Origin of the sequence: Desulforadius tongensis (assembly GCF_016907915.1) — a bacterium.
In the GTDB taxonomy this organism is placed as follows: domain Bacteria; phylum Bacillota; class Desulfotomaculia; order Desulfotomaculales; family Desulfohalotomaculaceae; genus Desulforadius; species Desulforadius tongensis.
In genome coordinates, this window is record NZ_JAFBCW010000007.1 from 17,109 (window position 1) to 31,608 (window position 14,500).

Here is a 14,500-nt window from a genome sequence, read left to right on the forward strand (position 1 = left end):
TACGGGCTGGTGAAAAATTAGTGCTACATTTACGGGTTCTCAGTGCACTGGTAGGAATACCGGTGATTGTTTATGCGGCGTGGCATGGTGGTTTACTGCTGCTATCCGTGGTTGGTATCATTATGGTGCTGGGAGTAATGGAAATGCTGAACCTGTTACGGGGCTTAAATATACATCCCAGCAGAACACTGGCACTGTTTGGCGTGTTAATGCTGCTGGCAGTTGTCTACCTGCAGGATTGGCGGTATATAGGCATTGTTTTAACTATACTGACAGCACTGCACTTGATCCTGTTAGTAAGGGGGTTTCCGGAATATACACCCGCTGACGGTGCCGGCGGCCTCTTTACCACTTTGTACTTGAGTTTATTAATTTATATTTATCTCATCAGCACTCTGCCCCAGGGAAAACACTGGATTTTTATAATGCTGGTGGGAACTTGGGCCAGCGACACCTTTGCCTATTTTACGGGGCGTGCCTTTGGCAGGCATAAGCTTACTCCCAATCTAAGCCCCAAAAAAACCTGGGAGGGAGCCATCGGGGGTATTCTGGGCTCTATGGCGGCTGTATATATTTATAGTATATTGTTTAATCCTGCCCCTCCGGCGGTGCTGATACTGCTGGGGGCATTGATCAGTATTTCATCCCAGGTGGGGGATTTGGTTGAATCTGCTTTAAAGCGGCAGGCAAAAATCAAAGACTCCGGCACCATAATACCCGGGCATGGCGGTGTGTTAGACCGCTTTGACAGTATGCTGCTGTCTGCTCCCCTGGTATACTATTTTGTGTCGGTGTCTATAATTTAAATGAGGTGAATTAAGTGGTTCCCGGATGGTATCGGCCTGCGCTGAATACAATTGTACTAATCGGCGCCGGATTGTTAATACTGGTTGCCGCGGCTGCGGTAATATGGCTATCCGTGCGCATATTTCCGGCTGTGCTGCCTTTTATAATAGCAGTATTTATAAGTTTTATGATTGAACCGCTGGTTAATATACTGCAGCGCCGGTTTAAGTTAAGCCGGCCTTTGGCAACCGCTTTTTCAATGCTGGTTGTCTTTGGCGGTTTGGGTTCCCTTTTAATACTGCTGATTATTCAACTGGTGGCGGAGCTGATTTCATTATCCGCTTCTCTGCCGGAAATTACCCGGGAAGTTAGGCTGTATATTGAACAAATGCTTCCCATAGCCATCGGTTTTTACGGCGATCTGCCCCTGGATGTGGTGGCATATTTGCAGGATGCCGTGCGCGACCTGGGCAGAATGCTGCAGTCGGTGGTAGAAGTTGCCGTTACGTCGCTGCTGGCTTTTCTTTCCTTGGTTCCCGGCACGGTGGTGCTGGTGATGGTTACCCTTTTGGCCACTTACTTTATAACCAAAGATCGGTCTGCCATTGTGTCTTTTTGGAAGAAAATACTGCCTTCGCCCTACGGGGAAAAAAGTATTAATGTAATACAGGAAGTGCTGCAGGCCTTTTGGTCATACTTAAAGGCCCAAATTATTTTGGTCAGCATTACCATGGCCATAAGCATTATCGGCTTGTATATAGCCGGTGCGGAATATGCGCTGACTTTAGGTTTGATGGTGGGGCTGTTTGATGTAATTCCGGTGTTAGGGCCGGCCACCCTTTTCATTCCCCTGGTGGCATGGTTCTTTATTGCGGGAAATGTTGCCCTGGCCGTTAAATTAGCCTTTCTGTACCTGGTGATACTGGTGGTTCGCCAGCTGCTTGAAGCCAGGGTAGTGGCGGCCAACCTGGGCCTGCACCCTCTGGCCACTTTAATTGCCATGTACGTGGGCCTGAAGTTTTTAGGGGTTATAGGTTTGGTTTTAGGTCCCATTTTATTGATTGCCATTCAATCATCCTTTAAAGCAGGAAATATTCTACAAAGAGTGAAATAAATAGTCGGGGTGTTAGTGTGAAAAATGTATCCATTATAGGAAGTACCGGTTCTATCGGGCGGCAGGCCCTGGATGTGGCTGCCTGTAATACTGATAAAATTAATATTGTGGCCCTGGCTGCGGGCAGTAATATAGAGCTTTTGCTGGAGCAGATACATAAATTTAAACCGCGGTTGGTTTCTGTGGCCAGCCGGACCAACGCCGAAAAGTTAAAACAGCTGCTGGGGGATAATAAAGTACCGGAAATAATGTATGGCACTGAGGGCTTAATTGCGGTGGCGGCATATAGTGATGCGGACATTGTATTAACGGCCGTAACCGGTACGGTGGGACTGCTGCCCACGTTAAAGGCCATAGAGGCGGGGAAGGATATAGCGCTGGCAAACAAAGAAACGCTGGTTGCCGCCGGCAGGCTGGTAATGGAAAAGGCGGCGGCCAAGGGGGTCAATCTTTATCCCGTGGACAGCGAGCACTCGGCCATATGGCAGTGTTTAAACAGTGAGCCCCGCAGGTCCGTATCTAAATTAATTCTCACCGCTTCCGGCGGCCCTTTTAGGAATTTTCCCCGGGAAAAAATGCCTTTCATTACTCCTGAAATGGCTTTAAAACATCCCAACTGGGAAATGGGTCATAAAATTACCATCGATTCCGCCACGCTGATGAACAAGGGGCTGGAGGTCATCGAAGCCAAGTGGCTTTTTGGCGTTCGGTTTGAAGAAGTACAGGTGGTGGTACATGCCCAGAGCATCATCCATTCCATGGTGGAGTTTGTGGATGGGTCGGTTATTGCTCACCTGGGTATACCGGACATGCGTATACCAATACAGTATGCCTTATCTTACCCGCACCGGTGGCCCAACCACTTACCCAGGCTGGACCTGTTAAGCGTGCAGCAGCTGACCTTTGAACCACCGGATTTAGACAGGTTTCCCTGTTTAAAACTGGCTTATCAGGCCGGATCCACAGGAGGTACCATGCCTGCCGTTCTCAACGCTGCCAACGAAGTGGCGGTAACGAGGTTTTTAAAAGGCGAAATAGGCTTTATGGACATACCTGCTACAGTGCATAATGTAATGGAAAAACACCGGGTTATTTCTAACCCGGAACTGGATGATATTCTGGCGGCAGACCGCTGGGCCAGGGAAGAGGCCGGCAGATAAAAAAGCAGGAAGCCTTTTGTACCAGTGAGCCTTTACGGGTGAACGGAAAAATGTTGCTTATCAAGAACAAATTAATTTTTTGAGGTGGGGTAATGCAGACATTTATTGCTTCGGTATTTGTATTCGGCATATTAATATTCTTTCACGAGCTTGGTCACTTTATGGTGGCTAAAGCGGTGGGGATACACGTGCATGAATTCAGCATGGGGTTTGGTCCCAGGCTTTGGGGCTTTAAGCGCGGTGACACGGTGTATAACCTGAGAGCTTTTCCGCTGGGCGGCTTTGTACGTATGGCCGGTATGGATCCCAATGAAGACGAAGAAGAGCCGGATTACGATGAAGAGCGGGGATTTAACAGCAAAACGGTGGGCCAGCGGGCCGGTGTAATTGCAGCCGGTCCGATAATGAACTTTGTACTGGCAGCGGTGATACTGGCCCTGATCTTTATGACTCACGGCCTGCCGGTTCCCACAACCGATGTGGGAATGGTGCTTAAGGATTCTCCCGCCTATCACGCCGGTATAAAAGAAGGCGATCGTATTACTTCCATCAACGGGGTGCCGGTTGAAAAATGGACTGAATTAAACAAACTGGTAAACAGTAACGCCGGCAAACCGATACAGATTACCGTTGAACGCGGCGGCGTAGAGAAAAAAATAGAAGTAACGCCGCGGTTGAGTAAGGAAGGCCGGTATATAATCGGTATCCAAAATAATCCGGAAAAATATGTGATGGAAAAAATGAATCCGCTGACCGCCCTGTGGAAGGGGGCGGAAGCCACCGTACAGGTAACGGTGCTGATTATTACCTTTGTAGGGAAGATGATTGTTCAGCAGGCACCAATGGACATAGGCGGCCCGGTGCGGGTGGTGGCTGAAATTGGCCAGGCTGCCGAAAAGGGTGTTTACCAGGTGCTGCAGTTGGCCGCATTTTTGTCCATAAACCTGGGTTTATTTAATCTGTTTCCCATTCCTGCTTTAGACGGCAGCAGGCTGGTTTTTCTGGCCTGGGAAAAAATTGTCGGTAAACCTATTGACCCGGCTAAAGAAGGATTTATTCATATGATTGGTTTTGGCCTGTTATTGTTAATGATTGTTTTTATTACCTATAACGATATTATTAGTTTGATAGCCCCAGGTAAATAGGAGGCGGTAATGATTTTTAATAGGAGAAAAACCCGGTTGATTCATGTGGGCACTGTACCGGTGGGGGGAGATGCGCCGGTAGCGGTGCAGTCCATGACTAATACAGACACCAGAAATGTGACAGATACTGTGGAGCAAATAAATGAACTGGCTGCTGCCGGCTGTGAAATAGTGCGGGTGGCAGTACCGGATGAAACGGCAGCGGAAGCATTACCCAAAATTAAAGAACAAATATCAATTCCGTTGATAGCGGATATTCACTTCAGCCACCGGCTGGCACTGCGGGCGATAGCGGCGGGAGTGGATGGGCTGCGCATTAACCCCGGGAATATCGGGGGCAAAAGTAAAGTGCGGGAAGTTGTGGCCGCTGCCAAAGATAGCGGTATACCCATTCGCATAGGAGTTAATGCCGGTTCACTGGAACGGCAAATTTTAGAAAAATATGGCGGGGTTACCGCACCCGCCATGGTGGAAAGTGCGCTGAAACACATCAGCATTTTGGAAGAACTGGGCTTTTATGATATTAAAATATCTCTTAAGGCATCCGACATACCTTTAATGCTGCAGGCTTACCGGCAGCTGGCAGGAAAAGTGGATTATCCCTTTCATGTGGGAGTAACCGAGGCGGGAACGGTTAGTTCCGGTACCGTTAAATCCGCTGTGGGTATCGGAATACTTTTAGCTGAGGGGATCGGTGACACCATCAGGGTGTCGTTAACCGGTCACCCGCGGCATGAGGTGAAGGTTGCATATCAAATTTTGCAGGCCTTAAGCCTGCGTCAAAGGGGTGTGGAAATAATATCCTGCCCCACCTGCGGGCGCACGGAAATAGACCTTATAAGCCTGGCCCAACAGGTAGAAGACAAACTGCAGGGGTTAGACAAACCTATAAAAGTTGCCGTTATGGGCTGCGTGGTTAACGGTCCCGGTGAAGCCAGGGAAGCGGATGTGGGCATCGCCGGCGGCAGAGGGGTGGGCCTTATTTTCCGCAGGGGAGAAGTGGTGCGCAGGGTTCCGGAGCGTGAGCTTCTTAATGAGTTGATGAAGGAAATAGAAAAACTTTAAAGTAAGATAATATTTTTCAGGGTAGATAAACTGATAAATGGAGGCTAGTGTTATTATGCGTGTATCTGAACTGCTTATACCTACATTAAGAGAAACACCTGCCGAAGCAGAAATAGCCAGTCACAAGCTGCTTTTGCGAGCCGGGTTCATTCGGAAAACGGCGGCCGGCATTTATACATACCTGCCCCTTGGCATGAGAGTGCTGAGGAAGATTATGAATATCATCCGGGAAGAGATGGATCGCCAGGGCGGCCAGGAAATGTTAATGCCCGTTATGCAGCCTGCCGAATTGTGGCTGGAGTCCGGGCGCTGGCATGTATATGGGCCGGAATTAATGCGTTTTAAAGACCGGCACAACCGTGATTTCTGCCTTGGACCAACCCATGAAGAGGTTATTACTGCATTAATGCGCGGTGAAATAAAATCTTACAAGCAGCTGCCCCAGCTGTTATACCATATCGGCAATAAATATCGTGATGAACGGCGCCCCCGGTTCGGTTTAATGCGCGGTCGCGAGTTTATTATGAAGGACTTATATTCCTTTGACCGTGATGAGGAAGGTTTGGATAAAAGCTATCAAAAGATGTATGAAGCGTATACCAATGTTTTTAAACGCTGTGGTTTGACCTTCCGACCGGTGGAAGCTGATTCTGGAGCCATTGGCGGCAGCACTACCCACGAGTTTATGGTTTTAGCTGAATCCGGGGAAGCCACCATACTTTACTGTGATAGCTGTGACTATGCTGCCAATGTGGAAAAGGTATCGGTGCCGGCGGCGGGCGCGGATCCAAATGCTGAAAAGTTGGAAATCAAAGAAGTGTCCACCCCGGGGGCGCATACTGTAGAACAGGTGGCAGAATTTTTAGACGTAGAACCCCATCAAATTATAAAAACACTGATATACAAAACCGATCAAGAAACGGTGGCGGCACTGGTACGGGGCGACCGGGAGATAAACGAAGTTAAGCTGTATAATGCTTTAAACTGCCTCAGCCTGGAGCTGGCCGACGCCAAAACGGTGGAACAGGTTTCCGGTGCCCCGGTGGGTTATGCCGGCCCGGTTAATTTAAAGGGCATTCGCATTATTGCTGACCCTGAGGTGGCTCAAATGACTAATGCTGTAACCGGGGCCAATAAGGGTGACGCTCACTTTATTAATGTTAACCCCGGGCGGGATTTTAAAATTGATATGGTGGAAGATATTCGCCTGGTTGCAGCGGGTGAAAAATGCCCTAAATGTGACGGGCGTTTACTGGAAGCTAAAGGAATAGAGGTAGGCCAAATCTTTAAGTTGGGGGACAAGTACAGTAAAGTATTAAAAGCTCACTTTTTGGATGAAGACGGCAGGGAAAAGCCGATCATCATGGGGTGTTATGGTATTGGTGTTGGTCGTACCATGGCCGCTGCGGTGGAGCAGAACCATGATGAAAACGGAATTATTTGGCCGGTAAATATCGCTCCCTATCATGTGGTGGTTATACCTATTAATGTAAAGGATGAAGAGCAGTTCAAAGCGGCCGAGAATATCTACAATAAGATGGTAGAAAACGGAATAGAAGCGGTTATTGATGATCGCAAGGAACGTCCCGGTGTGAAGTTTAAGGATGCGGATTTAATTGGCTACCCGCTGCGGGTGGTTGTTGGAAAAAAGGCGACAGAAGAAAATGTGGTTGAAGTTTACAACCGCAGGACAGGAGAAACGGTAAATATCAATACAGAGGATGTTTTGAATACTGTGCAAAAATTATTGTTTGCCAGGGCATAAGTGGGTGATATTCAATGTCATCCGGCAATGCTTTGAAAAGTAACCCGGCTGTACACCGTGAGTTGAATAAGGTATTAATGCTCACGGTGTCAGCCGGAGACGGTCATACCAGGGCTGCCGAGGCTGTAAAAAAGCAGTTTTTAACGCTTTTTCCTGCTGCCCGTGTCAGCATAGTGGATACATTCCGTTACGCCAGTCCCCTGGTGGAAAAAATGGTGCTGGGGGCATACCTGGAAATAATTAAATTGTCCCCTATGGTTTACCGCTATCTTTATTACAAGGCGGAAAAAACTCAACCGTTATCCGGCTTTGCCAAAATGGAATTTAACCGCATTATTAACAAACTGGCAGCCCCTAAGCTGGTTTCGCTGATAAATTCTTTTCAACCGCAGGTGATATTGTGCACCCATCCCTTTCCCCTGGGTATAATTTCTTCTCTGAAGCTGGATGGGAAGCTCGATGTTCCTGTGCTGGCCACCATAACGGATTTTGCAGTACATCCCTTTTGGATTTATCCCGGCGTGGATTGTTATTGTGTGGCCTCGCAGGAATTAAAATTATCCTTTGCCCGTTACGGTGTGGATGACAGTAAGGTAGTGGTTACCGGCATTCCCATCGACCCGGTATTTAATAATGTTGAAAAAAAAGAGCTGCTGAAAAAACGTCTTCAATTATCCGCTGATTTGCCGGCCGTACTGGTGAGCGGCGGGGGACTGGGTATGGGACCGCTGGAGGAAGTGGTTAAAGCTCTGGGCAGCAGGCAGTGCCAGTTGCTGGTGGTGTGTGGGCGTAATGAATCCCTAAAGGGGAAAATAGAAAATTTGGCCGGGCGGTTAAAGGGACAAGTTCAGGTATACGGTTTTGTAGATAACATCCATGAATTAATGGGGGCAGCGGATTTAATGGTAAGCAAGGCCGGCGGGTTAACCTGTTCGGAAGCAATGGCCGTGGGGCTGCCCCTGTTTATTACTGCCCCCATACCGGGACAGGAGGAGCGCAATACTGAATATTTGGTGAAGCAGGGTGCTGCCATTGCCATTAAAGATTCTAGACATTTACTTGATGAATTTGACAGGTGTTTTACAGAGCCGCAGTTGATTGCCGGCATGGCCAGAAAGGCCAAAAAGATCGGTTGTCCTAACTCTTCTTACCAGGTGGTTAGTTTGATACAGCAGATTTATGAAAAGAAATATCCGGCAGCTGGGGGTGCTGTGGTTGAGTAAGGGATTGGAACGGCTGAGAGAACTGCTTCCGGAGACTACAGTTACAAAGGTACAGGTGGATACCAAGGCCAGCGGGTGGCAGATTTACCTGTACAGTGAAAACCCCTTGTCCAAAGAAATGCTGGCCCGGGCTGAAGAATATTTTTATAACGCTGTACCGGAACTAAAGAAAGTGGAATTAATACCGGTAAAAAAATTAACGGAAGAAGAAATGGTACAAAAATTACCTCAACTTTGGCCGCGCATAGTTGCGGACATCACAGCCCAGGTACCGGCGGTTAACGGCTGGTTAGAGAGTGCAGAGTACAAATATATGTCCGGTACCCTGACGGTAACCATAAAGAATAGTTTAGGTTTAAAGCTGCTGCAGGACCGCAGCTGCAGCCGGCTGTTAGCTGAAAAACTGTGTGCTTATACCGGCTGTCGACCTCAAATAGAACTGGAATGCGGTGGAAATGGGCGGGAAGTTTCGCCGCCGGTATGGCAGGCCGAAGCGGAGCAGCAGTTTATTAAAAAATTAAAAGAAAGCAGCTGCCAGAGGGGGAAAGTGAGTAAAGGCGATAACGAGGATAAATGGGCACCCGGTGATACGGGTGTTTTTATTGGGCGGAAAATTAACGATTCCCCGGTGCCGCTTAGTTCCCTACAGGATGAAGAAAAACAAGTGGTGGCCTGCGGCCGGGTATTTGGCAGCGAAATGAGAGAGCTGCGCAGCGGCAGGTATCTTTTAACCTTTAATATCACCGACAAATCTGATTCTATAGCGGTAAAAATTTTTTTGGAAAAAGAAAAAATAGAAGCTGTGTCCGGTATTAAAGACGGTTGTTGGGTTAAAGTACGGGGACCGGTACAGCATGACAAGTATTCACAGGAACTGACAATAATGGCTTACGATATAAACTCTGCGCCGGCTCCTGAACGCCGGGATAATGCCCGGGAGAAACGGGTGGAACTGCACCTGCACACACAAATGAGTGCCATGGATTCGGTGCTCAGCGTGTCCACCGCCATTAAACAGGCGGCAAAATGGGGACATCCTGCGGTGGCCATTACCGATCACGGTGTGGTGCAGGCCTATCCCGAGGCGTACAGCGCGGCGGAAAAAAATGGTATTAAAGTTATTTACGGTATGGAAGGGTATTTGATAGATGACGGGGTGCCGGTGGTGGAAAACCCCCCGGAAGTGGATATAACCGCTGCGGAGTTTGTGGTATTTGACTTGGAAACTACCGGTTTGCACCCCCGCACCGACGAGATAATTGAAATTGGTGCGGTGAAAATGCGGGGACTGGAAGTGGTGGATAATTTTTCCACCATGGTGCGGCCCAGTAAGCCTATCCCTTCGGAAATAATTAAACTTACCGGGATAACAGATGATATGGTGCGGGATGCCCCCGGGGCCAGGGAAGCACTGGCTGAGTTTAGAAAATTTATTGGCAAAGCGGTGCTGGTGGCGCACAATGCCTCCTTTGATGTGGGGTTCATTAGAATTCATTTAGCTAACCAACTAAATGTGGTGCTGGACAATCCTGTTCTGGACACCATGACACTGGCCCGCACCCTGCATCCCAAATTAAAAAATCACAAGCTGAATACCCTGTGTAAAGAGTTCAATGTCAGCTTGGAAAATCACCACCGGGCGGTGGATGATGCCGCTGCCACAGCAGCACTGCTGAATATATTTTTGCAGCAGTGCGCGGATCGCGGTATGAAAAAAGTTTCGGAACTAAATAATTTAACCGGCAGCGGGAATTTGGAAAAATTAAGATCCAATCACGTGACCATTTTGGCCCAAAACCAGGTAGGCTTAAAAAACTTGTATAAATTGATCACCTACTCCCACTTGAAATATTATTACCGGCATCCTAGAATACCCAAGAGCCTGCTGGTATCTTACCGGGAAGGGCTTTTGATTGGTTCGGCCTGTGAGGCGGGGGAACTGTTTCGAGCCATAATGTCCGGGGCGCCGGAAGAAAAGATTGAAAAGATAGCCTCTTTTTACGATTATTTAGAAATTCAGCCCCTGGGCAACAGCCGTTTTTTAGTGGACAGCGGGCAGCTGAAAGATATTGAGCAGTTAAAACAAATATATAAAAGCATCTACCGCCTGGGTAAAAAATTGGGCAAACCGGTGGTGGCTACCGGTGACGTGCATTTTTTAGATCCCGAGGATGAAGTTTACCGGCGCATCCTGATGGCGGGCAAAGGTTTTGAAGACGCGGACAATCAACCCCCGCTGTATTTTAAAACCACCGATGAAATGCTGTCTGATTTCTCTTACCTGGGGGAAGAAGCGGCCTACGAGGTTGTGGTTGCTAATACCCGCCGGATTGCTGACCAAATAGATAAATTACTGCCCATTCCAAAGGAAACCTATCCCCCGGAAATTGAAGGGGCAGAGCAGCAAATTACCGATATGTCTGAGGAAAGGGCAAAGGAACTGTACGGTGATCCCCTGCCTAAAGTGGTGAGAAAACGTTTGGATAAGGAATTAAAATCCATCATCGGCAATGGCTTTGCAGTGTTATATCTTATCGCCCATAAACTGGTGAAAAAGTCCAATGAAGACGGCTACCTGGTTGGCTCCAGGGGTTCGGTGGGTTCATCCCTGGTGGCCACCTTAACCGGGATTACAGAAGTAAACCCGCTGCCGGCCCATTACCGCTGTACCAAATGTAAATACAGTGAATTTATTGAAGATGGAAGTTACGCCTGCGGTGCTGACATGCCGGACAAGGATTGTCCCCGGTGCGGCAGCAAATTGGTAAAGGACGGCCAGGACATACCTTTTGAAGTATTTTTAGGTTTTGAAGGGGACAAGGTACCGGATATTGATTTGAACTTTTCCGGCGAATATCAATCCAGGGCCCAAAAATATACCGAGGTACTGTTTGGTAAGGACAATGTATTTAAGGCGGGAACAATCGGTACCATTGCTGAAAAAACCGCTTACGGGTTTGTAAAAAAATACTTGGATGAAAGAAACATTGTCAAACGAGAAGCGGAAATTAACCGCCTGGTGACCGGCTGTACCGGTGTGAAACGCACCACCGGCCAGCATCCCGGGGGAATTATGGTGGTGCCCAAAAACGTTGATGTGCATGATGTTACCCCGCTGCAGCACCCGGCCGACGATAAAAGCAGCGGCATCATTACCACCCACTTTGACTATCATGCCATTCACGATTGCCTGGTTAAACTGGATATTCTGGGCCACGATGATCCCACCGTCATTAAAATGCTGGAGGACCTTACCGGGGTGGATGCCAAAACAATCCCCCTGGATGACAAGGACACGTTGAGCTTATTCTCCGGTACGGAGGCGCTGGGGGTTACCCCGGAACAAATACGTTCCCCGGTGGCCACCTATGCCATTCCCGAATTCGGCACCAAGTTTGTGCGGCAGATGCTGGTGGATACCAAGCCCACCACATTTAGTGAACTGGTGCGCATATCCGGTTTTTCCCACGGTACCGATGTGTGGCTGAACAACGCCCAGGACTTGATTAAGTCCGGTACCTGCCAATTGTCTGAGGCCATATCAGCCCGGGACGACATCATGATTTATCTGATTCACAAAGGTTTGCCGCCCAAGAAAGCATTTAAAATTATGGAGAAAGTGCGTAAGGGTAAAGGGGTAACGGAGGAAGAAGCGGATTTAATGAGAGAGCATGATGTACCGGAATGGTATATCGAGTCATGTCGAAAAATCAAGTATATGTTTCCCAAGGCTCACGCGGTGGCCTATGTGATGATGGCCTTCCGTATTGCCTGGTTTAAAGTAAATTACCCAGAGGCCTTTTATGCCACCTACTTTACGGTGAGAGCCGATGACTTCGATGCCGATTTAATCGTCCGGGGACACCAGGCGGTTCTGCGGGCTATAGAAGAAATAGAAGAAAAGGGAGTGGCAGCATCCCCCAAAGAAAAGAACCTGCTCACCATCTTGGAAGTGGCACTGGAGATGTATGCCAGGGGATATAGTTTTAAAAAGGTGAGCTTAAGTGAATCTGATGCCACTAAGTTTTTAATTGTGGGCAAACAGCTGCTGCCTCCTTTGGGTTCGCTGCAGGGGGTGGGCGAATCCGCCGCCCGCAGTATTGTAAAGGCCCGGGAGGAAGCACCCTTTACCTCTATTGAAGATTTAAGGATTAGAGCTAAGGTGTCAAAAACGGTGATAGAAACACTGCAGCAGCACGGCTGCCTGGAAGGTATGGAGGAGACTAACCAGTTGAGTTTGTTTTAAGCCGGAGCCGGCAGACCAAGCGCCGAGTTTGGCCGGCGAAGGAATCTTAAGCGAACGTTACAAAAGCCACCGGCTTAGAACTGCAGCATTTTTCAGTACAGACCAAAGGATATTTCACACAGGTATAATGTGCATCAACTTGGTTATAATGGATAGTACAAGCTGTAAATACTTTTTTGCTTGTCAACAAATGGTTGGTTGTGATATACTAACTGTGGTTTTAGGGAATTTATGCTTGTTTTTCAAAGGAGTGGGTGGTGCCCACTCTTTGCTATTATTTTGAAATGTTTTTGAGGGAGGCCCCGTTCTAATGAGCAGATCAAAAATTGCCGTACAAGTTGAAGAATTTGCCACGCCCATAGTTGAGGCGATGGATATGGAACTGGTGGAAGTAGAATATGTAAAGGAAGGGGTACAGTGGTACCTGCGGGTTTACATTGATAAGCCTGGTGGGGTAGATTTAGACGACTGCCAGGCAGTTTCAGAAAAACTGGACAAAATTTTAGATGAAAAAGATCCCATACCCAACTCTTACATACTGGAAGTATCTTCACCAGGCATTGAGCGGCCGTTGAAAAAAGATGCGGATTTTGAACGGTTTAGCGGCAGACTTATCTCGGTGAATACTTACGCACCGGTAAACGGTAAGAAAAACTTTACCGGCAAACTGCTTGGGTTAAGCCAGTCTGGGGTTAAAGTGGAAGTTGACGGTGAACAAGTGGATATTCCCAAGGATAAAATTGCTTCAGCCAAACTGGCGGTAGAATTTTGAGTTGTTTTAGGAGGCTTAACAAATGAATACCGAGTTTTTAGAAGCATTATATGACCTGGAAAAAGAAAAGGGTATTTCCGTTGATGTACTGCTGGAAGCCATAGAGGCTGCGCTGCTGTCTGCTTATAAGCGCAACTTTGGTTCAGCACAGAATGCGAAAGTGGTTATTGACAGGGAAACGGGAGATTTTAAAGTGTTCTCCCGGAAAACGGTAACGGATGAAGTAACGGATGAAAGATTAGAAATTTCTCTTCAGGACGCCCAGGCCATTGATCCCAATTACAGCCTGGGCGATATTGTGGAAACAGAAGTAACGCCGAGAAATTTTGGCCGTATAGCGGCTCAAACCGCAAAGCAAGTGGTGGTACAGCGCATCAGGGAAGCGGAAAGAAATCTTATTTACGAAGATTACGTTAATCGAGAAGGAGATATTATAACCGGGGTTATTCAACGAATTGAACAGCGCACCGCTTATATTGAGTTAGGTAAAACCGAAGCAGTGCTGGCTCCCTCTGAACAAATGCCCGGGGAAGAGTTATATCCCGGCAAGAGAATTAAAACCTACATTGTAGAAGTGCGGAAAACCACCAAAGGACCGCAAATTTTGGTTTCCCGTACCCACCCCGGGCTGCTGAAGAGATTATTTGAGCTGGAAGTACCGGAATTACAGGAGGGGATTGTAGAGTTAAAGTCTGTGGCCAGGGAAGCGGGGACTCGCTCCAAAATAGCCGTTTATTCCAAAGACGAAAACGTTGACCCGGTGGGGGCCTGTGTAGGTCCTAAAGGCATGAGAGTACAAAATATTGTTAACGAACTCAATGGAGAGAAAATTGATATCGTAAAATATGACCCGGATTCATCTAAATTTGTGGCCAATTCACTTTCACCATCCAGTGTGGTGGCGGTGGAAGTTTGGGAAGACGAAAAAGTGGCCCGGGTTATCGTGCCGGACTATCAACTTTCACTGGCCATAGGTAAAGAAGGGCAAAATGCCAGGTTGGCAGCAAAATTAACCGGCTGGAAGATTGATATCAAGAGTGAATCACAAATGAAAGAACTCTATCCCGAGTATAATGAAGGGGACTATTACGACGATGATAATATTGAAGATTATATAGATGAATACATCGATGAAGGTAAACAGGATGCCGTGGAATATGAAGATGAAAACATGGATGAGGATATTCTTGTGGAACCGGAGGACGATATTCGAGAGTAAGGGGG

The 14,500-nt window shown here is 47.7% G+C and carries 10 protein-coding genes; all 10 read left to right on the plus strand.

What is annotated here, in order from left to right; translation table 11 throughout:
- Window positions 1-20: 20 nt before the first annotated feature.
- Window positions 21-806, plus strand: a complete 786-nt coding sequence (locus JOC37_RS03925; RefSeq protein ID WP_204616302.1) for a phosphatidate cytidylyltransferase — start codon at window positions 21-23, stop codon at window positions 804-806.
- Between the two features lie 14 nt (window positions 807-820).
- On the plus strand, window positions 821-1,900 hold the full coding sequence (ytvI, locus tag JOC37_RS03930) for a sporulation integral membrane protein YtvI (RefSeq protein ID WP_204616303.1): 1,080 nt from the start codon (window positions 821-823) through the stop codon (window positions 1,898-1,900).
- Window positions 1,901-1,917: 17 nt separating this feature from the next.
- A complete protein-coding gene (locus JOC37_RS03935; protein WP_204616305.1) occupies window positions 1,918-3,060 on the plus strand; it encodes a 1-deoxy-D-xylulose-5-phosphate reductoisomerase in 1,143 nt (380 codons plus the stop codon).
- 92 nt (window positions 3,061-3,152) lie between these two features.
- A complete protein-coding gene (rseP, locus tag JOC37_RS03940; protein WP_204616307.1) occupies window positions 3,153-4,205 on the plus strand; it encodes an RIP metalloprotease RseP in 1,053 nt (350 codons plus the stop codon).
- Window positions 4,206-4,214: 9 nt separating this feature from the next.
- A complete protein-coding gene (ispG, locus tag JOC37_RS03945; protein ID WP_207754894.1) occupies window positions 4,215-5,270 on the plus strand; it encodes a flavodoxin-dependent (E)-4-hydroxy-3-methylbut-2-enyl-diphosphate synthase in 1,056 nt (351 codons plus the stop codon).
- A gap of 55 nt (window positions 5,271-5,325) precedes the next feature.
- Window positions 5,326-7,035 (plus strand): proline--tRNA ligase, encoded by a 1,710-nt coding sequence (locus JOC37_RS03950; protein WP_204616309.1) that lies wholly within the window; start codon window positions 5,326-5,328, stop codon window positions 7,033-7,035.
- A 14-nt stretch (window positions 7,036-7,049) separates the two neighbouring features.
- Window positions 7,050-8,258 carry an MGDG synthase family glycosyltransferase gene (locus JOC37_RS03955; RefSeq protein WP_204616311.1) on the plus strand — a complete coding sequence of 403 codons (1,209 nt, stop codon included), beginning with the start codon at window positions 7,050-7,052 and terminating at the stop codon, window positions 8,256-8,258.
- Window positions 8,251-12,504: a PolC-type DNA polymerase III gene (locus tag JOC37_RS03960; RefSeq protein WP_238480740.1), complete on the plus strand. Its 4,254-nt coding sequence runs from the start codon at window positions 8,251-8,253 to the stop codon at window positions 12,502-12,504. Before JOC37_RS03955 ends, JOC37_RS03960 begins: the two co-directional genes overlap by 8 nt.
- A gap of 310 nt (window positions 12,505-12,814) precedes the next feature.
- Window positions 12,815-13,276: a ribosome maturation factor RimP gene (rimP, locus tag JOC37_RS03965; RefSeq protein ID WP_204616314.1), complete on the plus strand. Its 462-nt coding sequence runs from the start codon at window positions 12,815-12,817 to the stop codon at window positions 13,274-13,276.
- Between the two features lie 22 nt (window positions 13,277-13,298).
- Window positions 13,299-14,495 carry a transcription termination factor NusA gene (nusA, locus tag JOC37_RS03970; protein ID WP_204616316.1) on the plus strand — a complete coding sequence of 399 codons (1,197 nt, stop codon included), beginning with the start codon at window positions 13,299-13,301 and terminating at the stop codon, window positions 14,493-14,495.
- The last annotated feature ends 5 nt before the right edge of the window (window positions 14,496-14,500 follow it).